Annotated in this window: 21 protein-coding genes; 20 read left to right on the top strand and 1 reads right to left on the bottom strand. The window is 54.4% G+C overall.

Features of this window, described 5'->3' with window-relative positions; genetic code table 11:
- Positions 1-135 precede the first annotated feature (135 nt).
- From EDC14_RS08350 to EDC14_RS08365, 4 genes are read left to right on the top strand one after another with little or no spacing between them, the layout of a single operon-like run.
- Complete coding sequence (locus tag EDC14_RS08350; protein WP_165907889.1) at positions 136-948, top strand: ABC transporter substrate-binding protein; 813 nt, start codon at positions 136-138, stop codon at positions 946-948.
- Positions 949-961: 13 nt separating this feature from the next.
- Positions 962-2,044 carry a FecCD family ABC transporter permease gene (locus EDC14_RS08355; protein ID WP_132013832.1) on the top strand — a complete coding sequence of 361 codons (1,083 nt, stop codon included), beginning with the start codon at positions 962-964 and terminating at the stop codon, positions 2,042-2,044.
- Positions 2,041-2,823 carry an ABC transporter ATP-binding protein gene (locus tag EDC14_RS08360; protein ID WP_132013833.1) on the top strand — a complete coding sequence of 261 codons (783 nt, stop codon included), beginning with the start codon at positions 2,041-2,043 and terminating at the stop codon, positions 2,821-2,823. The genes EDC14_RS08355 and EDC14_RS08360 overlap by 4 nt, the downstream gene beginning before the upstream one ends.
- A gap of 3 nt (positions 2,824-2,826) precedes the next feature.
- Positions 2,827-3,651 (top strand): class I SAM-dependent methyltransferase, encoded by an 825-nt coding sequence (locus EDC14_RS08365; RefSeq protein ID WP_132013834.1) that lies wholly within the window; start codon positions 2,827-2,829, stop codon positions 3,649-3,651.
- A 347-nt stretch (positions 3,652-3,998) separates the two neighbouring features.
- Here the strand turns inward: EDC14_RS08365 and EDC14_RS08370 are convergent, their stop codons facing one another.
- Positions 3,999-4,172: an aspartyl-phosphate phosphatase Spo0E family protein gene (locus tag EDC14_RS08370; protein WP_132013835.1), complete on the bottom strand. Its 174-nt coding sequence runs from the start codon at positions 4,170-4,172 to the stop codon at positions 3,999-4,001.
- Positions 4,173-4,768: 596 nt separating this feature from the next.
- Here EDC14_RS08370 and EDC14_RS08375 point away from each other — a divergent pair.
- The 16 genes from EDC14_RS08375 (at position 4,769) to EDC14_RS08450 (ending at position 25,302) form a co-directional block, all read left to right on the top strand.
- Positions 4,769-5,032 carry a helix-turn-helix domain-containing protein gene (locus EDC14_RS08375; RefSeq protein ID WP_132013836.1) on the top strand — a complete coding sequence of 88 codons (264 nt, stop codon included), beginning with the start codon at positions 4,769-4,771 and terminating at the stop codon, positions 5,030-5,032.
- A 170-nt stretch (positions 5,033-5,202) separates the two neighbouring features.
- Positions 5,203-5,520 (top strand): hypothetical protein, encoded by a 318-nt coding sequence (locus EDC14_RS08380; protein WP_132013837.1) that lies wholly within the window; start codon positions 5,203-5,205, stop codon positions 5,518-5,520.
- A 147-nt stretch (positions 5,521-5,667) separates the two neighbouring features.
- A complete protein-coding gene (locus EDC14_RS08385) occupies positions 5,668-7,506 on the top strand; it encodes a cache domain-containing sensor histidine kinase (protein WP_132013838.1) in 1,839 nt (612 codons plus the stop codon).
- Positions 7,503-9,095 (top strand): response regulator, encoded by a 1,593-nt coding sequence (locus tag EDC14_RS08390; RefSeq protein ID WP_132013839.1) that lies wholly within the window; start codon positions 7,503-7,505, stop codon positions 9,093-9,095. The genes EDC14_RS08385 and EDC14_RS08390 overlap by 4 nt, the downstream gene beginning before the upstream one ends.
- Before the next feature lie 66 nt (positions 9,096-9,161).
- The gene (locus tag EDC14_RS08395; RefSeq protein ID WP_132013840.1) at positions 9,162-10,439 is read left to right on the top strand and encodes an ABC transporter substrate-binding protein; all 1,278 of its coding nucleotides are present in this window, start codon (positions 9,162-9,164) and stop codon (positions 10,437-10,439) included.
- Positions 10,440-10,895: 456 nt separating this feature from the next.
- Positions 10,896-12,212 (top strand): ABC transporter substrate-binding protein, encoded by a 1,317-nt coding sequence (locus tag EDC14_RS08400; protein ID WP_132013841.1) that lies wholly within the window; start codon positions 10,896-10,898, stop codon positions 12,210-12,212.
- A 79-nt stretch (positions 12,213-12,291) separates the two neighbouring features.
- Positions 12,292-13,218, top strand: coding sequence for a carbohydrate ABC transporter permease (locus tag EDC14_RS08405; RefSeq protein ID WP_165907890.1), 927 nt, complete (start codon positions 12,292-12,294; stop codon positions 13,216-13,218).
- 18 nt (positions 13,219-13,236) lie between these two features.
- Positions 13,237-14,073 carry a carbohydrate ABC transporter permease gene (locus tag EDC14_RS08410; protein WP_132013843.1) on the top strand — a complete coding sequence of 279 codons (837 nt, stop codon included), beginning with the start codon at positions 13,237-13,239 and terminating at the stop codon, positions 14,071-14,073.
- Positions 14,074-14,133: 60 nt separating this feature from the next.
- A complete protein-coding gene (locus tag EDC14_RS08415) occupies positions 14,134-16,332 on the top strand; it encodes an alpha-galactosidase (RefSeq protein ID WP_132013844.1) in 2,199 nt (732 codons plus the stop codon).
- A gap of 203 nt (positions 16,333-16,535) precedes the next feature.
- Positions 16,536-17,186, top strand: coding sequence for an alanyl-tRNA editing protein (locus tag EDC14_RS08420; RefSeq protein WP_132013845.1), 651 nt, complete (start codon positions 16,536-16,538; stop codon positions 17,184-17,186).
- Positions 17,187-17,254: 68 nt separating this feature from the next.
- Positions 17,255-17,788 (top strand): dCTP deaminase, encoded by a 534-nt coding sequence (gene dcd, locus EDC14_RS08425; protein ID WP_132013846.1) that lies wholly within the window; start codon positions 17,255-17,257, stop codon positions 17,786-17,788.
- 430 nt (positions 17,789-18,218) lie between these two features.
- On the top strand, positions 18,219-20,150 hold the full coding sequence (locus EDC14_RS08430; RefSeq protein ID WP_132013847.1) for a PrkA family serine protein kinase: 1,932 nt from the start codon (positions 18,219-18,221) through the stop codon (positions 20,148-20,150).
- A 24-nt stretch (positions 20,151-20,174) separates the two neighbouring features.
- Positions 20,175-21,359, top strand: a complete 1,185-nt coding sequence (yhbH, locus tag EDC14_RS08435; protein WP_132013848.1) for a sporulation protein YhbH — start codon at positions 20,175-20,177, stop codon at positions 21,357-21,359.
- Entirely contained in the window at positions 21,352-22,722 is a 1,371-nt protein-coding gene (locus tag EDC14_RS08440) for a SpoVR family protein (protein WP_132013849.1), read from the top strand. Before yhbH ends, EDC14_RS08440 begins: the two co-directional genes overlap by 8 nt.
- Before the next feature lie 942 nt (positions 22,723-23,664).
- Entirely contained in the window at positions 23,665-24,288 is a 624-nt protein-coding gene (locus EDC14_RS08445) for a carbonic anhydrase (protein WP_132013850.1), read from the top strand.
- A gap of 312 nt (positions 24,289-24,600) precedes the next feature.
- Positions 24,601-25,302, top strand: a complete 702-nt coding sequence (locus EDC14_RS08450) for an MBL fold metallo-hydrolase (RefSeq protein WP_165907891.1) — start codon at positions 24,601-24,603, stop codon at positions 25,300-25,302.
- The last annotated feature ends 21 nt before the right edge of the window (positions 25,303-25,323 follow it).

Consider the following 25,323-nt stretch of genomic DNA (forward strand, 5'->3'; position numbering starts at 1 on the left):
GTTAAATCAAGTATTTTTAAAATCCAATTTCAATATTTCAGACCCTACTATCGACAAACAGTTAATTCTATTCGATTCTTAACCGGACAGTAGTGGAACCTTTTGATAAAAAATACCCTTGACGCCGGATCTTTTTTGGAACCCAATATTGAAAGGCTTCTGGAACTAGATCCACAGCTCGTCATCTGCGCGGAGTTTGCGCGGCGCAGAAACGAGAAGAAATTCAAAGACCTGGATGAGAGGCTTGCAAAAAACGGGATCAAAGTAATCTATCTGGATGTGCGTTCTTTCTCCGATCCCCAAATATACATACAATCAGTCAAAATCCTCGGCGCGATATTCGGCGCCCCAAAGCGAGCCCAGCAATTGATCGATTTTCAAAAAAAGTCACTTGCCCTCATCGGGGAAAGGTTGAAGAATTTGCAGCCCGGGGACAAGGCGCGGGTTTATTTTGAAAGAGGGAGAAATTACAGGACTTTCAGCTCGAAATATCATGAAAACATGTGGATCGTTCGTGCCGGCGGTGTGAATGTCTTCGGCGGCGAAGACAAGCTAAATGCCTTTGACGTCAGTCCGGAGTCGATTATCGAGAAGAATCCCCAGGTCATCATCAAGATGTGCAATGTGGCCGATTGCCCCATGGGTTACGGCGTAACCGACACCCTTCCCATGGAAAAACTGAGGAAAGAGTTAATCAGTCGTCCCGGCTGGGAAAATATCGACGCGGTGAAACACAACCGGGTTTATCTGCTGAGCCTGGAAGCGCATCATCTCGATCAGAGCGCCGCCTTCAATAGTTTCGCTAAAATCCTTTACCCTGAAAAGTTTAAGGATACAGACATGTTAAAGGATTGGTTTAAAAAATTTCTGGGGTTAAACCACAATGGTGTGATTATCTATCCCGATCCTGTCCCATCGAAATCAGGCAGTACTTTAAAGCAAAAATAGACAGAGGAATGCAATGGATCACGCTGAGAGGAAAGTAAAAGAACTAAAAAATTTGTACAGCCGAACGGCCGCCGGTAAACTGCTGCTGATCGGCCTGGGGATCATCGCTGTCGGGATGTTGGCTGTTCTTGCCGCCTATCTGGGGGCGGCCAGTTTGGGCTGGAAGAGGGTCGTCAGCGCGATTGGGGCCGGACTCTTTCCCGGAGCGTTCAGCACCGACAAAATAGCCTATTCGATCATTTGGAGTGTCAGATTTCCCCGTATTTTAGCCGGCATTATCGCCGGCGCGGGGCTTGCCGCGGCGGGCGCGGGGATGCAGGGGATTACGCGCAATCCCCTGGCGAGTCCGTTTACCATCGGTATTTCGGCGGCCGCCGGTTTGGGCGCGACCATCGCGATCGTCCTCGGATACAGCCTCATGGGAGGATATGCCGGCGCGAACCTGATAGTTCTCAATTCCTTTGGGTTGTGTTTGCTAACCACCGTTCTGATTCTCGGCCTATCCGAATTGCGGGGAATGACGCAGGAAACGCCGATACTGGCGGGCATCGTTGTCACCTATCTGTTGAATGCGCTGGCCTCGCTCCTTAAATACATTGCCCTTGAGGAGCAAGTCTCCGCCGTGGTCAACTGGCTCTTCGGCAGCCTGGCCGGAGTGGCCTGGAAGGATATTTTGCCGATGGCGCTGATTACCGGTTTCGGAGTCCTACTGCTATTAAAGAATGCCTGGAATTTAAACTCCATTGGGAGCGGGGATGAGGCCGCGATGGCCATGGGCGTCAATGTCCGGCGGGTGCGAAAAGTGATCATGCTGCTGGTGTCGTTGGTTACGGCCGGAATTATCAGTTTTACGGGGGTTATCGGATTTGTCTGTGTAATCGCTCCGCATATCGGCAGGATGATGGTCGGCAGCGACCACCGCTTTCTCCTTCCGTTTTCCTGTGTTATCGGATCATTACTGCTTCTAAGCGCCGATACGGTTGGAAGAACGCTTCTCAGTCCGATCGAAATTCCGGTGGGGATTGTGGTCTCTCTTTTGGGAGCCCCCTTTTTCTTTTATCTATTTTTGACCCGAAGGAGGAGTTTCTGGTCGTGAGACTTGAGGTCAACGGGATTCATTTCAGCTATGGCCGCCGCAGGACTTTATCCGGCATTTCATTCACCGCCGGAGAAGGAAAAGTGACTAGCATCATCGGGCCGAACGGTTCCGGCAAGACCACGCTCCTGAAATGTATCACGAAAATATTAAAACCGTCTCAGGGAGTGATTCTTCTAGACGGACAAGACATTGCCGGAATGGAATATGCGGATCTAGCCCGGCGATTGAGCTATGTTCCGCAAGGAACTACCGTTCCGTTTCCGTTAACCGTTTTTGATGCGGTTCTGCTCGGCAGGAGGCCATATATTCGTTGGAACGTAAGTCAAAGCGACCAAGAGATTACCGCTCGAACCTTGGTTCTGCTTGGCCTGGAAGATTTGTCATTCCGCTACTTTAACGAACTCAGCAGCGGACAAAAGCAAAAGGTGATTCTGGCCCGCGCTTTGGTTCAAAAACCGGAGCTTCTCCTCCTGGATGAACCCACCAGCAATCTGGATATCAAGCATCAGCTTGAAGTGCTGGCTTTTCTATCTTCCTTGGCCAGAAAAGAAAATATTGCAGTGGTCATGATCGTACACGATCTGAATCTCGCCTCCCGTTTTTCCGACCAGATTATCCTGATGGACGGAGGGAAAATTCATGCGTCCGGAAGCGCCGGAGAGGTGATAGTACCGTTCCATATCGAGAAAGTTTACGGCATCCAGGCGGTTTATCACGCTGATTCCGGCAAGCCTTATATGATTCCAGTGGATCTCCAATACCGAAAGGAGCAATAGAAGATGGCAATTGAGAATTCGACGATCAAGGAAATGGTGAGGGCAAAATGGAATAAGCGGGCGCTGACTTATGATCGGTCACCGGGCCATGGGATTCAAAATTCAGCGGAACATCAGCGCTGGATCGAGCTGTTCCGGGAAGTGTTCGGCGAGAAGAAACTGAAAATTCTCGATGTGGGGACGGGCACGGGAGTGGTCGCTCTGCTCCTGGCGGAGCTGGGGCATCAGGTAACCGGCGTCGATATCGCTGAAGACATGTTACGTCAAGCCCGTGAGAAAGCGGCCCGAATGGGACTGGAGCCCGATTTCCGGGTGGGAGATGTGGAGACGCTGGATTTTGAGGAGGCATCTTTTGACGCCGTGGTCAACCGGCATGTGGTCTGGACATTGCCGCATCCTGAGGAAGCCATGGCCGATTGGAAGCGGTTGCTAAGGCCCGGAGGAGAGTTGGTGATTATGGACAGCAACAGCGGCAAAGGAATGAGCTTCGCGAAAAAAATCTGGCGGTTTTGCGGCAGAATTCTTATCCTGTTGACCGAAGGCTCCAACCCGTGGGCGAATTCAGCGGCCGACCGGGCGATGGAGAAGCATTTCCCGATGCGACAGCGAAAACGACCGGAAGCGGATCTTGAAATGCTGAAGAAACTCGGGTTTGAAGCGACTGTGATGACACTGAACATCAAGCGGTGGCATACGTTGCTGGACTATCTCAAATATGGTTTTATGGACAAAGAGCGGTTTTTGATCCGGGCCCGGCTTCCGGAGACTGGGGAAAAACGGATTCATGATTGCCTTGAATCATCCGGATCATTCTTTTGGGGTTATTAAAGCGTGGTTCGATTACTTCCCGCGAGAAACCCAAACCCTGTGCCAATTAATCCGGCTTACGATCGTTTCTTCCAGGTTTTTCGCTGCCGGCGGACGCGCTTTCGGGTAAGTATCAAATTCTTTGCCCTCAGTCTGGGCTTTGGGCGATCGGTCGTGCCAGAATGCGGTAAAATAGCGTCTCCCAGGGGACCCAGGTTTTTGATTTCGATATGCCCGCCAATTGAAGCGACGGGCTTTTTGAATTACCGCTCCCGGCTTTAGCGATCGTACCAGCCCCGATGTGGAAGGAACATCTTGACGGAATCATAAAAACTTGAAAGGTTTTTTGAACCGACTCGGTAAAAAAATCAGTCAGTCTTCCGGTGATATTCATTGATTAAGTCATCCAACTCAATACTAGCGTTGATAACTTCGGTATCGGTATGGCCTTTTTCATCCCATAATTGCTGCATTCGGTCGCGGGCAATCTTGATTTGTTCCCGAAGAGTTTTTAAAGAACCGGGCTCTTTACCGATTGACATCCGACTTTGATACCTCAATTCAATCAGTAATTGGAAAACTCAACTTTCGCAGCCTAAATCGGGCAGATAAAGCCTGAAATAATGGGGAAAACCCGCAAACCAATCGGGTAGATGACAATCCATGAATTTAGTTACTGACTTTAATGCAGACCTTTTGGGGCGGAGATTTGGAACTCACCCTTGCCCTCTCTTTTTAAGAAAGAGAGGGTAACCCCAATCCTCCGCACCCAAAACTCATTGGCTTGACTTGAACCGCCTTTCTTCCCTTTCCGCAAAAGAGGGAAGCGAGATGGGTGAGTTCATTCCTTTCCCAGCGAGTTGCTTCCTCGCTGTTGCGACTTGGACTAAGGAGTCAACTCCGATTGCTGTTTGGTAAAAATCCTTAATTATTTAGCTTTTCACGTTATTCTGGCACTGCGAAAGTTGAGTTGGATAATAACTTTTATTTTCTTTATAGAGGTTTGATTGGGTTTTCGGTTATCAACATTTATCCATATTGTACCATATTATTCACAATTAATGCAATATTATTTCATTTTTAATGAAGTGCATTTGCATTCGCCCGCCTCTATAATGAACGCAGGAGGTGGACGGCATTGCGCAGACCCAAAAAATTCACCGAACAATACCGAGAAATCGGAAGAAAAATAGCTTTTTACCGTAACCTTCGCGGATTATCGCAGGAGGCTCTCGCTGAAAAAATCGAAGTCAGCGTGAGTCATATTAGTAAAATTGAAGCTCCCCAGGCGAATACTTCGTTGTCGCTGGATATGTTGTACCTGATTGCCGAAGGATTAGATATCGACATCGCAGCATTCTTTAATCCGATTGAAATAAGCAGTCCTTACATGAAGAAGTGAACCATTCGCGAAATGCTATTTTGGGTTTTTACGCTTTGAATATTATGATTTGTTGTTTTTAATCAAAATAATATTGACTTTATTTAACGAAATGTGATATCATATTATTGTCGAGACTGAACCCGGGCAGTCGTTTTTATTTACCTAACATGTTGATTGGAGGGAATGACATGGTATTGGACCGATCATTGGCGGCCAAATTGGGGCGGGCCGAGGAGATGCTTACGGGGTTGGCGAAACACGTCGACAGGATGCAGCGGCGCGGGATCGACGCTGATTTCATCGCTCGGATGAACGCCTGTCACCGGCAGGTAACGGAAGCCCATAACCGCCGGCTGGGTTTCAAAGCGCGGATGATGGAGCAGACCGTCGTCCGCCAAAATGCCCTGGCGAAGCTGGAAGCCATGGCCGCGGAGGCCCGCAACCAGATTAAGGTCGAGCTGCCGCGTGAAACCTGGCGCGAGTTCGGAATCACGGACCAGCGCTGAGAGGATCCCATTGATAACGAAGAAGTTGGGGAGAAAAGGCAAATTCCTTTATATTGATTCCTTGGCAAAAAGCAGGGAAACCGGGTTCAAAAGCGAAATATCAAATTTTAGTAACCGGATCGTTAATTTCTCGTTTAGGACAGCGACATGAAAGCAGTGTTAAAAGCGTTTGAGGATCCTTTGGAGCGGTGGCGGGAATGGCTGAAAGGCCGTCCGTGGAACACGGTTCAAACTACGTTGATCTTCTATTTCGGGCTGCTGATCGTGGCGCCGCTCCTGGTGCTCGGCATTATTACCTATACGGTCTCCTCCAGGACGATTACCGGACGGGTGCAGACCTATGTCGAGCAGATCATTATCAAGGTGAAGGAGAATATCGAGTATTATTTCCGGGACCTGCAAAGCCTCTCCTATGTTATCTCGGTCAACCAGGATATCCTGGCGGTATTGGGGGACGAGACGGGGCTGGATCGCTGGAAGGAGATCGCCTACCAGAACAAACTCAAGACCTTTCTGGCCGGTCTGACCAGCACCCGCTCCGAAGTGACCGGGATTTACCTGCTCTCCCGGAACCAGCGCAAGATCTATTCGAGCGGGCCGCCGGTATTGCTCAGCCATTTGAAACGGCAGGGGTGGTTCAACCGGATCATCCGTTCCGAAGTGGGAGTGGTGATCAGCGGCGCCCACTCCGACGATTATGTCGGCCAGATGCTGACTCCCGCCAATAAGGTGGTCACCTATGCGCAACGAATCGTGGATCTGGACGGTCAAAAGGATCTGGGCTGGATTCTGATCGACCTGGATTATGCCTTCGTCACCAAGATGCTGGAGAATATCCAACTGTGGGATCAGGGGCGGATCGCCATTCTGGACTCCGGCCGGCGGGTGATTTACGGTGAAGCGCAGGACGCCCGGCGTTACCTGGACAAAAGCTTCGACTACCTGACCTTGCGCGACTGGGGCAGCTATCTGCAGAAGATCGGCAACCGCACCGAGCTTCTGGTCTTTCAGACCGCGGCGCCTTGCGGCTGGAAGGTTCTTTTCATGGTGCCGTACCACATTTTGCAGCGGGAGAACCTTTTCATCCGCAATCTGACCCTGGGGATGGCGCTCTGCCTGTTGCTGGTCTCCATCTATTTCGCGGTGCTTTTCTCCAGAAAGATCTCGGGCCCGATCAAGCTGCTGTGCTCGTCGATGCGGGAAGTCGAAAACAACAACCTGGATGTCTCGCTCAAGCTTCAGAGCATGAATGAGTTTAACGAGTTGGCCGCCAGCCACAACCATATGGTCAAAGAGATCAAGACGTTGATGTCCGGGATCTACGAAGCCCAAAAAAAGAAACGCCAGGCCGAGCTGAATGTGTTGCAGGCGCAAATCAATCCGCATTTTCTCTACAACACCCTGGATTCCCTGCGCTGGCTGGCGAAGATCCGGCAGGTGGAGGAGATCAGCGACATCATTTCGGCCCTGGAGAATCTGCTTCGGGCCAGCATCGGCAAGAACGACGACCTGATCCCCATCGATCAGGAGGTGGAGAATGTCCGCAATTTCCTGGCCATTTTGCTCTTCCGCTACGGCAACAGCTTCACCGTCGAGTATGCCATTGACCCCAAAGTTGCGGAGTTTTTGGCGCCGCGCTTCATCTTGCAGCCGATTGTGGAGAATGCGGTCTATCACGGGCTGGACGGAGTCTTGGACGGCCGCTTGCGGATCGGCATCGCCATCGAGGCCGGCGTGGTACGTTTCGAGGTCATCGACAACGGACCCGGGATCGAGCCCGAGCGGGCGCGGCTGGTGATGGAGGGAAAAGTCGGAAGCGACCATCGTTTCAGCGGCCTGGGAATCAAAAATGTGGATGAGCGGATCAAACTGAACTTCGGGCCGGATTACGGCTTGCAGATCGAGAATATCAAGCCCTCCGGGACCCGGGTCACCATCCGCATCCCCTGTACCCGAAGACTGGGAAAGAGGAAACCGCTCCAATGATTAAGGTGATGATCGTCGATGATGAGATCTTGGTCCGGCTCGGCTTGCGGTCCACCATCGCCTGGGCGGAGCACGGCTTCGCGGTCGCCGGCGACGCCTCGAGCGGGCAGCAAGCCATCGATAAGTTCGCCGCGGCCGACCCCGATATCCTGATCACGGATATCCGGATGCCGGGGATGGACGGGATCGAGCTGATCCGGGCCTTGAAATCCCGTAAACCGGGGTTAAAGACTGTCATTCTGACCAATTACGACAATTTCGAATACGCCAAAGAGGCGCTGAAACTGGGGGCGGACGAGTATTTACTCAAAACCGCCCTGGACAATCAGACCTTGCTGCCGGTGTTACAAAAATTGCGGGAAGCGATCGAACGGGAGCAGGAACAAAACTTGAAGATCGAGGAGCTGCAGCAGCAAGCGCGGACCGGACTCTTTTACCTGAAAAAGTTCTTGGCGGAACGGCTGATCACCGGGCGGATCGCGGCGGCGGAATGGAGCGGTTTTCTGAAAGATCTCAATCTGCAATGGGAAGGCAACCTGTTTCAAGCGGTCTTGCTCAAAGGCAAGCCGGGCCGCGCCGCTCTCCGGCCGCTGGCCGACCAGATGAATGGCTTAATCGGCGATATCGTCGAGCGGATCAATGCCGGACTGGTTTGGGAAGCGCCAGCCAGCCTGGAATGGGGCATTATTTATAGTTTCCGGCCGGATGAAGCGGCCGGTTACAGCAAGCAGATTATCCCCTTCAATATCCGTCAGATCCAGACTTGTCTGCGCCAGTATTTTCAACTGGCGACGCTGGCCATCAGCGGGCCGGTGCTGGATGGCTACGGCCAGATCGGCGACGCCTGGAAGCTTCTGCATCAACAGGCCGATTACCGTTACTTCTTCCCGGAGCGGGACTTCTTCCATCATACCGACTTGCCCTCCGACGAACCGGCGTATTGCCATACCAGCCAACTGGAGAAAGCCTTCATTCTGGCCATCCGCCATGGCGAAACGGAAGGAATCCGGGAAGCATTGTCTGTTTTGTTCACTCAGGTTGAGGAGCAGGCTTCGGCCTTGATGCTGCGGCGAGTCGCACAGGAGCTGTATGGAGAACTCTCCAAGCTGGCTTGGGAAAATGGCATCGCGCTCACCGCGCTCTTTGATCCGGGGGAAGAGGAGCATTGTTTTTTGGAGCGTTGCAACCGGATCGCGGAGATTCGCGACTGGTTCCTGGCTAAAGCCGGAGTTTTAAGCCGGCGGCTCCAGGAGATCCGGCTCGGTACGTATTCCCCTGCCATCAAGCAGGCGGTTTCTTTTATTGAAGGCAACTACGCCCAGGATATCGATCTATTATCATTGGCCCGGCGGGTGGGCCTCAGCAAGAACCATCTCTGCACCTTGTTCCGGGAGGAAACGGGTCAGAACTTCATTGAGTACCTGCACCGGGTGCGCATCGCACACGCCTGCCGGCTGCTGGAGACGACCGACAGCCTGATCTCCGAGATCGGCCTCAAGGTCGGCTTCGGCGATCCCAAATACTTTGCCAAGGTGTTTCAGAAACTGCAGAACTGTCCGCCTTCCGAATACCGCGCGCGCTATCAATAGGGAGGCTGGGCGCGCGAGACCCGGTGCCGGCGAACGGATAGCGATATTCCTTGAGATGGAGGAACCATGCACTTCATCAAAGTTTTTTTCCTAATCGTTCTATGCTCCCTGATCCTCGGCTGTTTCGGCTCGAATCGCCCGACCCCCGTCGGCGAACAGGGCGAAACCATTCATTTGCTGGGAGCGGTCGGGGTCCACGAGGCTCTGGTGGCCCTCTGGGAGCAGCGCTTGGCCCCGTATCACATCCGGGTCGAAAAAAACTTTTTTTATTGGGATACCTATTGGGCCAAGGCCCGCATGGCCATTATCAATAACACGGGCGAGTACGATATCATCCTGGGCACCTGCGCCAAACTGAACCATTTTGTGAATAGCGGCAAGGTGATTCCCCTAAACGACGTGGCGGAACGGGCCGGCCTGAAAATGGCAGCCCTTTACCGGCCGCTGCAAGAGAGCCTCCCGATCCGCGGCAAAATGTATTGCCTGCCTTACCTAGTGGATACCCCCATCTTTATTTACCGGCGGGACCTTTACCAAAAGGCGGGACTGATTCCGCCGCGCACGCTCAAGCAGCTATATCTGAACGGCAAAAAAATGACGGCGGAGGGCCGTTTCGGGCTGGCCTTTCCGGCCAACCCCCAGGAGAACGCGGCCATATTGTGGAGCTATTTTCTCTGGTCCAGCGGCGGCGAATTTTTTGACCGCCGTTGGCATCCGGCGCTCAGCAGCCGCATGGCCCAGAACGCGACCCAGCTCTACAACCAGATGCTCCAGGAATGCGCCCCTCCGGCGGTTGCCACCTGGCAGACGGAGGAGGCCGTCAATTTCTTCGTCAGCGGCCGTCTGGCGGCGATGATTCTCTGGTCCGGGGCGTCCGCCATTTTGGGTAATAATGAAAAGAGCCGGGTGGCGGGGAAGGTCGGTTATGCGCCGCTGCCAGCGGGCGATCTGGGGAAGGCAATTCCCCCCATGGAAGCGTGGGGAGCCATTGTCCCGAGCCGGAGCAAGCATATTTTGGCCGCCAAGAAGTTCTGCGAAGTGATGGTCGGCCGGGAAACGCTCGAAGCAGTGGCGTCCCTGGGAATCGCCCCCACCCCGGTGCCGGAGATCAACCAACGGTATGCCGAGGCCGCCCCTCATTCCTCTTTCGCCATCGCTACCCGGTTGCTGACCGTGGCCCGCGAGCAATCCGCCCTCCCGGAGAGTACTCAGCTGAACGCGATCATCGGTTCGGCTTTGAACGGCATTCTGACCGGCGCCGACGTCAAGGCCACCTTGGAGACGCTCGATCGGCAAGTAGATAGCATCATGCGGGTGAGCAAGTATTACCCGAAAGAGCCATAAGCGGAATAAAAGCTGCTACATAGGATGAAATAAATTTCTTTAATAAGATTTGCATTCCTAATGCAACGACTTTTAACAAAGCCGTTTGCATAGCAAAGCCGAATGCAAATGAAATCAAAACGGAATTGAATTCAACCTGAATCCGTGACGAATCGGTTTATACCAGGTGAAACGTTGTCGCAAGTTCTTACGGTTTTGCCTGGTAGCCTATAGAGGTCACGGATTCAGGTTCAACTTATATAGCCAAATTTATTCCACCCGTTGCGGAATTTTTTTCACTCCGCTCGCGCCAGGCGTCCTTCCGGGACGAAAGTATCCGTATTGCATCGACTATATCGTAATTTTAGGAAATGGCGAACGCTTTGCAATTATGTTACTAATAAATAAAGCGGTTCTCAAAGCGTGGGCGGATTGTGGTAACGGCAGCCGAGAGCCTATCAAAGAGGAGGGGTACATTTGAGAAGATTCTGGTTGATGGCATTGGTTCTCCTGGTGGCTTTGTCCAGTATGTCGGTTCTGGCAGCGCCGAAGGTCACCCTGCGGTACGCGCTGTGGGATTCCAATCAGCAACCGGCGATGGAAGCTTCGATCAAGGAATTCATGAAGCGGAATCCGAATATCGACGTTAAGGTGGAATTGACCGAGTGGACGGATTATTGGACCAAAATCACCACCGGCGTCGCCTCAGGCACGCTGCCCGATGTTTTCTGGGGACATTTGGCTTATTTTTCGGGACTGATCACCAAAGGCGCCCTGGCCGACTTGACCCCCATGATCAAAAAAGACAAAATCGATTTGAGCATCTATTACAAGTCGCTCGTGGGCAACTGGAATTATAAAGGCAAGCAGTACGGCATTCCGAAAGATTGGGATACCATCGCGATCTTCTACAACAAGAACCTGTTGGATAAGGCCCATGTGCCGTATCCCAGCGAGGATTGGTCCTGGAATCCCAAAGACGGCGGGGAGTTCCTGCAGGTCTTGCAGAAGCTGACCATCGATGCCAACGGCAAAAACGCCACGGAAAAAGGTTTTGACAAAAACAAAGTGGCCCAATACGGCTTTGGTGAAGTAGCCGGCGACAATATGCAGGGCGGCTGGCTGAATTTCGTCTGGATGAACGGCGGAACGGGCGTATTGAATAAGCCTTACGGCGACAAGTTCGTGCTGGATCAGCCGAAGGCCGTCGAGACGCTTCAATTCTGGGGTGACCTGGTCAGCAAGTATGGCGTCGCTCCGTCGACCTTCGCCACCCAGACCGGATCGGCCAATGCCTGGGAATTGTTCACCGCTCAAAAAATCGCGATGGTACCGGAAGGCTCCTGGATGTTATCCGCGGCCCGGGCCAATCTCAAATTTAACTGGGACGTGGCGTTGTTGCCCAAAGGCCCGGCGGGACGCTACAGTTGTTTCAACGGCTTGGCGCACAATATCTATGCCAAAACCAAACATCTGAAAGAAGCCTGGCGGCTGGTGAAATGGATGGACGGCTATGAATCGCAACAGATCGTCTCCAAACACGGCGTCGTCTTCCCGGCCATTTCCAAATTGATGCCGGTATATCTGGAAGCGACTAAATCCAAAGGACCGGCCCATATCCAATACTTTATCGACGAGACCGCCAAAACCGGACTCTGGCCGATGCATGTCAATTGGAATCCGCTCTTCGATATCATCGGACGGGAATTGAATACCGCTTTCTCCGGCTCCATCACAGCCAAAGAAGCCATTCAAAACATCAAGGCGCAAGTGCAGCCGTTACTCAAACCGTAAATCCGCGAACCGGCTTGGAGGCGGGAAGGATCCGCTCATGGCGCTCTTTCCCGCCATTTCTTTGTTACAGGAGGTTTCCATGAAAACGGAGATGGTTCCAATCCAGAACCGGCGGACTCCATCCGCCAGACATCGCTGGCGGGAATGGCTGGCCGGTTACTTTCTGATACTCCCGAATCTGCTCGGGTTTCTCATCTTTATGTTGGCGCCGATCGTGGCCACCATCTTGATCAGTTTTACCAATTGGGATTTGATTACCGTCCCCAAGTGGGTGGGATTTTTAAATTACCAGGCGCTGTTTCAGGACCCCATTTTTTGGTTGTCCCTCAAAAAAACGCTGCTCTTTACGGTCGTAAATGTGCCGATTCAAAGTTTTCTGGCGCTGTTGGTAGCGGTTTTACTCAATCGTAAGCTACGGGCGTTGAATCTTTTGCGGACGCTCTTCATTATGCCGTGGATCTGCATGCCGGTGGCCATCGGTCTCTCCTGGACCTGGATCTACAATTTTGAATTCGGCTATCTGAATCATCTGTTGTTATCCTTGGGATTGGGCAGAGTGGGCTGGTTGACCTCGCAAGATCTGGCTTTATTTTCGATTTTGGCCGTCAACGTCTGGGAGTATCTCGGCTGGCATATTATTCTGCTGCTCGCCGCCTTGCAGATCGTCCCGCCCGAACTGCACGAGGCCGCGTTGGTGGACGGCGCCAGCAATTGGACCCGCTTCTGGAAGATTACGGTGCCGGTGATCAGCCCGATCTTCTTCTACGACCTGGTGGTCAACATGATCAACACGCTCCAGATCTTCGACCTGCCGATCACCATGACCAATGGCGGCCCCGGCAACGCGGCCCGGGTTTTCAACCTCTATCTCTATCAGAAAGGCTTCTCGTTTCTGCAGATGGGCCAGGCCTGCACGATGGGGGTTATCCAGTTTGGATTGATTGTGATTGCGACCTTTATTGTCTTTCGATATCTCGGCTCGCGGGTTAACTATGATGTATCCTAAACAAGGGGGAGACTACCCATGCGCTCTTCAAGCCCGAAGCATTGGCTAAAGCAGTCGCTGCTTTATCTGTCGATTTGCGTGATACTCTTTGCCTACCTTTTCCCGTTGTTCTGGCAGTTTTCCACCTCCCTCAAGGAGTCCGGCGAAGTTTTCGCGGGGTATAATCTGATTCCGAAAAAAGTGGTTTGGGACAGCTATGCCACGGCCTGGTCGACCTTTAACATTCGCCAGTATCTTTTCAATACCGTGGTGGTGGCGGCGATTGTCACTTTCGGGACTTTGCTCTCTTGCGCCATGGCCGGCTACGCTTTCGCCCGCTTGCGGTTCCCGGGGCGCGATTTCATATTCTACCTTTATTTGGGAACGATGATGGTCCCGGGAGCGGTTACACTGATCCCTGCCTATTACGTGATTTTAAAGTTGAACCTGGCCAACTCCTACTTCGCCCTGATCATCCCGTTCATCTTCGGGAATGCCTTTGGCACCTTTCTGATGCGCCAGTATTATCTGACGATCCCGAAGGATCTGGCGGAATCGGCTACCATTGACGGCGCGGGTTATCTGCGGACTTGGTGGAGCATTATGCTGCCGTTGAGCAAGCCGACCCTGGCCACGCTGGGCGTCATGACCCTGGTAGCCCAGTGGAACAGTTTCATCTGGCCCTTGGTGGTCACCCAAAACCCGGCTTTGAAAGTTTTGGCGGTGGGTTTGTCCGATTTCCGGCTATACCGCAATATCCAGTGGAATGCGCTGATGGCTGCGGTCATGATCGCCATTGTTCCGATGCTGGTGATTCTGGCCCTAGCCCAAAAACTGTTTATCAAGGGGATTCAGTTTTCGGGAGTCAACCGTTAGTCGATATGGCCCGGACTGATGGAGCCTTTATTTCATCAAACAAAGAACGGAGAGTCGGAAATGGGAATCGTATATCATGAAGCGCAACGGATGTTTCACTTGCAATCAAGCCAGATGAGCTACGGAATGCAAGTCATGAAATCAGGCTATCTGGCGCATCTTTACTGGGGGCGGCGGCTCCGCTCCCTCCCGGCGGGGCCGCTGCTGGAGCAGCAGGGCCGCCCGTTCTCAGTGACTCCGGATCCGGACGATCCGGCTTTCTCCCTGGACACGCTGGCTCAGGAGTACCCGGCTTACGGCAACAGCGATTTCCGGGAGCCCGCCTTTCAAGTGCAGCTGGAGAACGGCTCGACCGTCACGGATTTGCGGTTTCACGGCTACCGCATCCTGCCGGGAAAGCCCGGGCTCCCCGGGTTGCCCGCGACCTACGTGGAGACCCTCGAGGAAGCCAGCACTCTGGAAATCGAGTTGCGAGATGAATTGATCGGCCTGCAAGTGCTGCTTTCCTATACCATCTATGAGAATTGGAACGTGCTCACCCGTGCGGTGCGTTTTCACAATGCCGGTCCAAGCAACCTCACCTTGCTGCGGGCCCTGAGCGTGAGCGTCGATTTCCCGGACAATCAATACGATCGATTGCATCTGCACGGCGCTTGGGCCAGGGAACGCCATCCGGAGCGGTGTCCTTTGAGAAACGGCGTTCAAAATATCGCCAGCCGGCGCGGGGCCAGCAGCCATCAGCAGAATCCCTTCCTGGCCCTGCTGCGCCGGGACGCCACCGAGGACCACGGCGAAGTCTTCGGGTTCAACCTGGTTTACAGCGGCAACTTTCTGGCCCAAGCCGAAGTCGGCCCGTATTTTACCACCCGGGTGATGTTGGGAATCAACCCCTTCGATTTTACGTGGCGGTTGGAACCGGGCCAGACCTTCCAGACTCCCGAGGCGGTCCTGGTCTATTCGCCGGAAGGGTTGGGGGCAATGTCCCGGACCTACCACCGGCTCTACCGCACCCGGCTCTGCCGAGGCGTCTATCGCGATCGAGTCCGCCCGATCCTGATCAATAATTGGGAAGCCACCTATTTCGATTTTGACGCCGCCGCCATCGAAAGGATCGCCCGGAGCGCCGGGGAGCTCGGCATCGAGCTCTTCGTCCTGGATGACGGCTGGTTCGGCCGGCGCGAGGACGACCGTTCTTCGCTGGGGGACTGGTTCGTCAACCGGGCGAAGCTCCCGGACGGGCTGGATGATCTGGCAGGGCGCGTCAACCGGCTGGGACTGAAGTTCGGGTTATGGTTCGAGCCGGAGATGGTCTCCCCCGACAGCGACTTATACCGGAAACACCCGGACTGGTGCCTGCATGTGCCGGGCCGCGGCCGTTCGCAGGGCCGGAATCAATTGATTCTGGATTTCTCCCGCCCGGAGGTCTGCGAGGCGATCACCGCCATGGTCTCGGATATTTTGCGGAGCGCGCCCATCGCCTATGTGAAATGGGACATGAACCGGCACATGACCGAGATCGGTTCGGCGGCGCTGCCGCCGGAACGGCAACGGGAGACCGCCCACCGCTATATGCTCGGCCTGTACCGCGTGTTGGAGGCGCTCACCGCGGCTTTCCCCGAGGTATTGTTCGAAAGCTGTTCCGGCGGGGGCGGCCGTTTCGATCCCGGCATGCTGTATTATATGCCTCAGACCTGGACCAGCGATGATACGGACGCGGTGGAGCGGCTGAAGATCCAGTACGGCACCAGCCTGGTCTACCCGCCGATCACCATGGGCAGCCATGTCTCGGCCGTTCCCAATCATCAGCTGCAAAGGGTGACTCCGTTAGCGACCCGCGCACTGGTAGCGATGTCGGGCAACTTCGGCTTCGAACTCGATTTAACCCGGCTGGACGGCGCGGAACGGGAAGCCGTCGCCGCCCAAGTGGCGCTCTATAAAGAAGTCCGGCCGATCGTGCAATTCGGCGACTTTTACCGCTTGTTGAGCCCGTTTGAAACGAACCGGGCGGCCTGGCTCTTCGTGTCCGAAGACAAGCGGGAGGCTTTTGCGGTGTACTGCAAGATCCTGGCCGAGCCCAACCCCGGTCTGGAACGCCTCCGGTTGCAGGGCCTCAACCCGGAATTCAATTACCGGGTGAACGGCGCCGGGATCTTTGGCGGCGATGAATTGCTGTACGTCGGTCTGAAGATTCCGGAGCCACTGCTGTTGGCGGGGGACTTTCAGAGCTGCTGCTGGCGCTTGGAAGCCGTCCGGGCCTGAGCGGGATTGAGAAGAGTTCTTTTGAGCGCAAATAGGTCGGATGAATGAGGAACGCTGAGAACCGGTTCCTCATTTTTGAGTGCTTTTGCGATGGGCCGGCTCTCCGGAAAAGGATGATTTCGAGGGTGATTCTCTGTCGCTTTGATGGTATAATTTGCATAAACCGAATGTTTGCTCAGGCTTTTCAGATCAAGGAGGCTGTCATGGCAGTCAAAAAGCTGTTTTGGGAGGATCCGTATTGCGCGACCGTCGAAGCCGTTGTTACCGGCGTCGCCGGTCCGGTTGTCACGCTCGACCAGACCATTTTGTACGCTTTCTCCGGTGGCCAAGATTCGGACTCCGGGACCATCGCCGGCTATCCGGTGCTCAAAGCGGAGAAGGACGGCAAGGAGATCCTGTATACCTTGCCGCCCGAGCATGATTTGTACACTGGAGAGCGCGTCCCGGTTTGCATTGACTGGGAAAAAAGGTACAAACTCATGAAGCTGCATTTTGCGGCGGAACTTATCTTGGAACTGGTCTATCAGAATTTTGATCATCCCGAGAAGATCGGCGCTCATATCACTCAGGATAAAGCCAGATTGGACTTTCACTGGCCCGGGAATATCACGGCGCTCTTTCCGGAGCTGCAACGGAAGATTAGCGAAATGATCGCGGCGGATCAGGCGATCACCAGCGATTTTGAGGATGTGGAAGCGGAGCGGCGCTATTGGGAGATTCCGGGATTCGCCAAGGTAGCCTGCGGCGGAACTCATCTCCGCAGTACCGGAGAGATCGGCGCCATCACTTTAAAACGGCGCAACGTCGGCGGCGGCAAGGAACGGATCGAGATTTATCTCCGGCCTTTGGGTTAGGCATTCGATGAAGCACTCGTACCGCTCAGCTGTTAACGAAACTGTACACTCAAAATGGAGGAAATCTCATGATATTGTCGGGTCGCGCCATCAAGGCGAAATTAGGAAAACAAATTATCATCGATCCTTTTCGGGAGGAGCAGCTCAATCCGAACAGCTATAATCTGCGGCTCCATCATGAATTGCTGGTTTATGAGGAACCGGTCCTGGACATGAAACGGCCCAATCCATTCCGGCAGTTGACGATACCCCCCGAGGGGCTGGTCCTGGAGACCGGCCGGCTGTATCTGGGGCGGACTTTGGAGTATACCGAGACCGACGGTTATGTGCCGATGCTGGAGGGCCGGTCGTCGGTAGGGCGGCTGGGCCTGTTCATCCATGTCACCGCCGGATTCGGCGACGTCGGTTTCAAAGGCTATTGGACGCTGGAGATCTTTTGTATCCAACCCATCCGGATCTATGCCGGCGTGTCGATCTGCCAGATTTATTACCACACCATCGAGGGAGATTATGACCGTTACTGCAGCGGCAAATACCAGAACAACCGGGGAATTCAGCCGAGTCTGCTCTATCGGGATTTTTCAACCGGCGACGAGGAGTAACAAAGCCGTCCGCTGACGGGGCGAGAGCGATATATACCAGATATTCATTCACCAAAACGACGGGCGAGAGTTAACGCCCGTTGTCTTTGTTTTGGGGGCAAGAGCCAAGTTCCGGAGGAATCGGTCGAATTTCGAAACCATCATGTGCCTTTCGCAATACAATATACGGGGAGCAACGGAGCGAGGGCTGTCCGGGGGTAGGCTCCAGGGATTTTTTTGAAAAGTAAACCATCGCTCCATTTGGAAAACGGCGGGTTTTTCCAAAGCAGGCATGGCTTATGCCAAAAACCATGTTCCGAATACCCTGTTAGAAGAGTAAAATACCATGAATGACAATAGCTCTTTTGGGAAATGGAGAGGAGAAGCCAAAGGGAAGCAACGTTCGTTGCTTGCCGCTGGCGGAGACGGAACGACCGTTTGGAGGGATACAATGGAATCGAACGAGATTTCCGAATTGATCAAGAAAGACCGTTCCGAGCGTAAGCAGCAATATTTTGAAGGGACCTTCCTGGATTATCTGGATCTCGTGAAGCAAAATCCGGAAATTGCGCAACTGGCCCATCAACGAATCTATCAGCTGATCACCGAGCGCGGCGTGGACGTGGTCAAAACCGAAGAGCACCCGCGGCTGCGGCGGATCTACGGCAATGACATCATCAAGCGCTATCGTTTTTTTTCCGGGGATTTTTACGGCATCGACCGCACCATTATGAAGATCGCCCGTTATTTTCACGCCGCGGCGATGCAAGGCGAGGAGTCGCGTCAGGTGCTCTACCTGGTCGGCCCGGTCGGCGCCGGAAAGTCCTCCATCATGGAGCATTTGAAACGGGCTTTGGAAGCGGCGCCGCCGATCTATGCCATCAAAGACTGCCCGATGCGTGAGGAACCGTTGCATCTCATCCCCAAACACCTGCGGGAAGAGTTCAGCAAGCTATTGAAGGTGCATATCGAAGGCGACCTCTGTCCGGTCTGCCGCTACCGGCTGCGCCACGAATTTCACGGCGAATACGAGCGGATGCCCGTGGTTACGGTGGAGTTTTCGATCCGCTCCCGCAAAGGCGTCGGCGTGGTGCCGCCGGTGGATCCCAACAACCAGGACACCTCGGTTCTCATCGGATCGGTGGACATTTCGAAGATGGATCTTTATCCGGAGGACGATCCGCGGGTGCTCTCCCTGAACGGCGCTTTCAACGTGGCCAACCGGGGCATTGCCGAGTTCATCGAGGTTTTTAAGAACGAGATCGAATACCTGCATACCATGATCACGGCCACCCAGGAAAAATCGATTCCCTCACCGGGCAAGGGGGCGATGATTTACTTCGATGGCGTCATTCTGGCCCATTCGAATGAGGCCGAATGGAACAAGTTCAAGGCCGATCATACCAATGAGGCCATTCTGGACCGCATCGTCAAGGTGGAGGTCCCCTACTGCCTGGAGCTGGCCGAAGAGATCAAGATCTACCAGAAGCTCTTGCGCAACAGCAACTTCACCGCGCATATCGCGCCGCACACCATCGAGCTGGCCTCGATGTTCGCCATCCTGACCCGGCTGGCGCCTTCGGCGAAGGTGGACCCCATGACCAAGCTGAAAATCTATAACGGCGAAGAGATTCTGGAGCAAGGCAGCATCAAAAAGGTCGACATCGCCGAGTTGCGCGAGGAGGCCACCAACCGTGAGGGGATGACCGGCATCTCGACCCGCTTTATCATGAAGGCGCTGGACACGGCGTTGGCCGAGTCGGAGAGCAATTGCATCAACCCCCTGGCCATCCTGGGCACCTTGACGAAAGCCGTCAAGGAGCTGGCTCTGCCCGAGGAGGAGCGCAAGCGGTACTTGGGGTTCCTGCAGGATAACCTCAAAAAGGAGTTCCACAAGCTGCTCGAGGGCGAGGTGACCAAGGCCTTCATCCACGGCTACCAGGAGCAGGCCCGCGATCTCTTCAACAATTATCTGGACCACGCCGAGGCCTACGCCAACCGGACCAAACTCAAGGATAAGAATACCGGCGAGGAACTGGAGCCGGACGAGAAGTTTCTCAGTTCCATCGAGGAGCAGATCGGCATCACCGGCAGCGCCGCCAAAGGCTTCCGGCAGGATGTCACGGCCTATATGTTTTTTGTGCTGCGCAACGGCGGGACCATGGATTACAACAGCTATGAACCGCTCAAGGCGGCCATCGAAAAGAAGCTGACCGCTTCGGTCAAGGAGTTGTCGCGGGTGATCACCCAGGCCAAGGTGCGGGATAAGGAACAGAGCGAGAAGTACCATACGATGGTGGAGGAGATGAAACGGAACGGTTACTGCGATCACTGCTGCAACGTGATCCTGAAATACGCCGCCAATCACCTCTGGAAAGATTGAGGGAACGCGGGATGGAGGTTTAGCATGGCCATTTTCCGGGAATCCGCCGGCGATTCCGGCCGGGCCGCCGAGGACCGGCGCCGCCACCGCCAGTTGGTTGAGCAATCGATCAAAAAGAATATCGGCAAGATCATCGCCGAAGAGAGCATCATCGGCCAAAGCGGCCAGAAGAAGATCAAAGTGCCCATTCGCGGCCTCCGCGAATACCAGTTCGTCTATGGCAAGAACGGCGCCGGCGTGGGCACCGGAACCGGGGACGAGACGCGAGGCGACGTGTTGGGCGAGGGCCGCCCCGGTAACGGCGCGGACGGCCAGAACGCCGGGAACGAGGCCGGCGAAGATATTTACGAGACGGAGATCACTCTGGAAGAATTGCTGGATTATTTGTTTGACGACCTCAACCTGCCGTTTATGGAGCGGAAAAAGCTCTCCACCATTCAATCGGTGGCCCAAAAACGCCATAGTGGATACCGGCGGAAAGGAACGCCGCCCAAACTCGCCAAGAGAAAGGCGGTGATTGAGAAGATCAAGCGGCGGCAGGGCTACAACCGCCCCGCCGCGGACAGTACCGGGGCTCCAGAGGGGGAACTGCCAGAGGAGGAACTGCCGGAGGAGCGCTTTCCCTTCCGGGAGGAAGATCTGCGTTATCGCCGGATCCGCGAGGAAAAGAAGCCCGAATCCAACGCGGTGGTCATCTGCATCATGGATACCTCGGGCTCGATGGACCAGACCAAGAAGTATCTGGCCCGCAGCTTTTATTTTCTGCTCTACCAATTCATCCGTTTGAAATATGTCCAAGTGGAGATCGTTTTTGTGGCCCATTCGACCGAGGCCAAAGAGGTCAATGAGAACGAGTTCTTTCACAAGGCGGAATCCGGGGGAACTTATATCAGCAGCGGTTATGAGAAGGCGCTCCAGGTGATCGACGAGCGCTATCCTCCGGCCGATTGGAACATCTACGCCTTTCATTGCAGCGACGGCGACAACTGGGAAGAGGACAACGCCAAGGCGCTGGAATTGGCCAAGAAACTCTGCCAGTTCTCCAACCTGTTCGGCTACGGCGAGATTCTGACCGGCACCAGCACGATCCGGCGCTTATACCAGGAGGAACTGAAAGAGCCGAATTTCGTCTTCGTCAATATCACCTCGCGGGAGGAGATCTGGCCGGCGCTCCGCGATATGCTGGCCCGGGAGGAACCCCATGCGTGAGTATTCCCTGAAAGAGCTGGAAGAATGGAATGAACGGATTGAGGCCTGCGCCACGCGCCTGGGGCTCGACTGTTTCCCGCAGGAGTTTGAGATCTGCTCCTATGAGGAGATGCTGGGCTATGAAGCCTATATCGGGATGCCCAGCCATTATCCGCACTGGAGCTACGGCAAAGCCTTCGACCGGCTGCACACCCTGTATCGCTACCAACTGACGGGGCTTCCCTACGAGATGGTGATCAACTCCGACCCTTGCCTGGCCTATCTGATGCGTGACAACAACCTGCTGCTGCAGATTCTGACCATGGCCCATGTGTACGGCCATAACGATTTTTTCAAGAACAACCGGCTATTTCAGTCCACCCGGCCCGAGCTGACGGTGGAGACCTTCCAGAATCATGCCCGGCGCATCCGCAATTATATTCAGGACCCCAGCATCGGCTATCAAAAAGTCGAGCGGATCCTGGACGCGGCCCATGCCGTCCGCTACCAGATCAACCGGGTCATCGGCGTCCGCCGCCTCACCCCCTCCGAACAGAAGGAGCGGCTCATCGCCGATTACCGGCGTCAAGTGCAAGCGGCCAAAGACTCCGAAGCCGTTGGAACCGTTCCCGAGCCCGATCTCGACCGGATTCCGCTGGAGCCCGAGGATGACCTGCTATGGTTTTTGGCGGAACATGCCCAGCTCGCGGAGTGGGAACGGGACATCATCCGGATCGTCCGTGAAGAAGCCGCCTATTTTCTGCCGCAGATCGAGACGAAGATCTTGAATGAAGGCTGGGCCAGTTTTTGGCACTACCGCATCCTGAACCAGCTGGAGCTGCCCGCCCCGTTGCACCTGGAGTTCTTGAAGCGGCATCACCAGGTCATCCGGCCCCACCGCGGCTCGCTCAACCCCTATCATCTGGGCTTCACGATCCTGACCGATCTGGAACGGCGTTTCGGCAGCGCCAAACTTTTCGAAGCGCGGGCCGTGGAGAGCGACCGCTCGCTGATCCGGCGCTATCTGACTCGGGAGCTCTGCGACGAACTGCATTTGTTCGAATTTTTGGCCGGGCCGGACGGGGCAGTGATCACCGAGGTCCCCGACGAGAAGGGGTGGGAGGCGATCCGGGAGACGCTCAGCGCCACGGTGGGATTGGGGGCGGTCCCGGTGATCCGGGCGATGGAAGTGGACCCCAAGGACCGGACCCTGCTCCTGGAGCACGAATCCGACGCTCGGGAACTGGAATTGGGATATGCCGGCGAGACTTTGAAATATCTGGTCGAGATCTGGGGCCATGCGGTGCATCTGAAGACCAAAATTCAAGGCCGGGAGAAGACCATTATTTGTACGATCGAGAAGAAGTTGATGGCCATCGATTGATAAAAAGTGCGCTGCGCCGCAAGAACGCGTTGCAGGGAACGGCGAACTGCAGGGTTGCAGGGCCAGGGCTCCATTCCCCCTCGTGTCAGGGATGGCTTTGGTCCAACTGGGATATTCTTCATCCTTGTAAGGGATATTTTGATCCGTGTAGGGATGCCCCGATCCTTTCAAAGGATTTTTAGATCCTTGTAAGGGATGCCAGGATCCGTGTAAGGGATTGGGCTTCATCCTTGTAAGGGCTCCGATGATCCTTTCAGAGGATCCTGCGCTCCTTTCTTCCCGAAACGTCATCCTAGATACCAAGAGCCTAGAGGAACCATCCCCAAGGTTTCGGGATAAAGGACCAAACCTTCGGGATGCTGCCCCGAGCCTCCGGAGAAGAGAGGCAAGGCTTCGGGAAGCATCGGCAAGGAGCGGGGAAGCATCCCCGGCTCTCATCCCGGAGCGGCGGCTGCTCCGGGCGGCTTAATTTGGTTTCAAGGCTTTGCGGCCATTATCGGCCTAAAAAAATTGACGGCTGCTACCCGAAACAGGGACGAGCCGGCGAGCCCAAACTTCGTTTTTTAAACGTCGCGCCTCGCCGGTGCTGTCAGAGCCGGAATGCCCTATCTTCCAAGTACTGAGGAACATCGGGAAAGCTTGCCCGGACGGCGTGGGGAAAAAGGTTCCTCCAAGAAGGAGGAAGAGTACGCGGAGTAGAATTCCATATGCGAACCAGTACAGTCAGAACGGTGATAACCCGGGGCGGTCGATGCGCCGGATGCATCCGGCGAGAGCCTTCATTTCCGGGCCTGTTTCTGAGGTCCGAATCCTTGCCTGGGAGGGTTTGAGTGAGCAAGGAGGGGTATCGGGGCCAAAGGTTGTTTTGAGGTTTTCGACATTTTAAACGCCGGAAGACATCCGTGTTTTATTGGGGAATGATCAGGGTGAGGTGAAGCACAGGTGGAAAAACTATTAAAAGGATTAATCAAATTCAGGGAACATGATTTCGAGATCCATAAGGAGCTTTTCAGACAGTTAAGCAAGTCGCAAAATCCTCATACCTTATTTATCGGATGTTCCGACTCCAGGCTGGTTCCGAATCTGATTACCCAAACTCTGCCGGGAGAATTGTTCATGGTCAGAAATATTGCCAACATTGTTCCGCCGTATCGGGAGTCCCAAGAGTATCTGGCGACGACCTCGGCGATTGAATACGCCGTCAATGTGCTGGAGGTCCAGAACATCATTGTCTGCGGACATTCCAATTGCGGAGGGTGTAAGGCACTCTACGCGTCCGGCGAAGCGTTAAGCGCCATACCGCATACAAGAAAATGGCTGGAGTTGGCGGGGAGAGTCAAAGAAACCGTCTTATCCCAAGTAACAGCGGAAGATGCGGCCAAACGGGAGTGGATGACAGAACAGGCAAACGTGGTGGAACAGCTGAAACACCTGCTGACCTATTCCTTTATCCGGGAGAAATATGCACAACGAAGGCTCGCAATAAACGGTTGGTACTACATGATAGAGACAGGTGAGGTATATATTTATAACAAAGAAAGTCAAGAATTTGAACTCGCCAATTAGTTTCGGAGCGGTAACACCAGAGGTTTCGTTGCGGGCGGGGTGGAACGGATCAGGCGATCCCGGCGAATGGCGCGGCCCAGTGCCGCGAAAGCTGCCGGCCCGGCCGCTGCGGCAAGAAACCATCCCAGTAAAACGCGAAGAACCAGTTGCGCGGTTGCTGCTCCGTAACGCGGGGTTAGGAAAGGCGACGGAGATTCCGGTTGTTGATTTGAAAAATTTATTCCGGGCGAACTCGGATGGCAGGAAAAGGAAGAAGATTGGGGAATTACATAAGCGTCCGAGGAGGTTATGACAAGGAAAGGAAGTGATGGCATGAGGTTCTGGTTTTGGGTAGCCATTCTATTGATAATTTTTGGAGGTGCGGCGATAGTGGAAGCTGCCAGCGAGAGTTTCACGACGTTTGTTGATCGGCATGTGACGTGGTATGGTCAGTCCGAACTGAAGATTACATCCGAGAGCGGCGAGGTGTTGTACATCGACCCACTGCGACTGCCCCAACGGCCGCAAGCAGCCGATCTGATCCTGGTCACGCATGAACACGGCGATCATTATAATGAATCGGTCATTCAGAGTCTGAGCAAATCCGGCACCACGGTCATCGTCCCGGAAACGATGGCCAAGCCCGGCCGGCGGGGGCTGGCCATCGGCCAAACGGTCCGGATTGGGGCGTTTCAAGTGACGGCGCTGCCCGCTTACAACACGAACAAAGCTTTTCACCCCCGGGAGAAACGTTGGGTGGGGTATCTGGTGGAAGTGGACGGCGTGAAGCTTTACCATGCCGGCGATACCGACTTTATCCCGGAGATGAAGGGCTTGGGTCCGGATATCGCCTTCCTGCCGGTAGGCGGAACGTATACCATGACCGCCGAAGAGGCCGCGGAAGCCGCGGCGGCGCTCCAGGCCAAATTAGTGATCCCGATGCACTATGGAACGATCGTGGGGAAAAAAGAGGATGGTCCGCGCTTTGCCGGCCTGGTGAAAGGCGAAGCCAAGGTATTGTCGATCACGGAATAAGATCGCGGAGGAGGTCCCAAG

The sequence above is a fragment of the Hydrogenispora ethanolica genome, from assembly GCF_004340685.1.
Taxonomy (GTDB): Bacteria; Bacillota; UBA4882; order UBA8346; family UBA8346; genus Hydrogenispora; species Hydrogenispora ethanolica.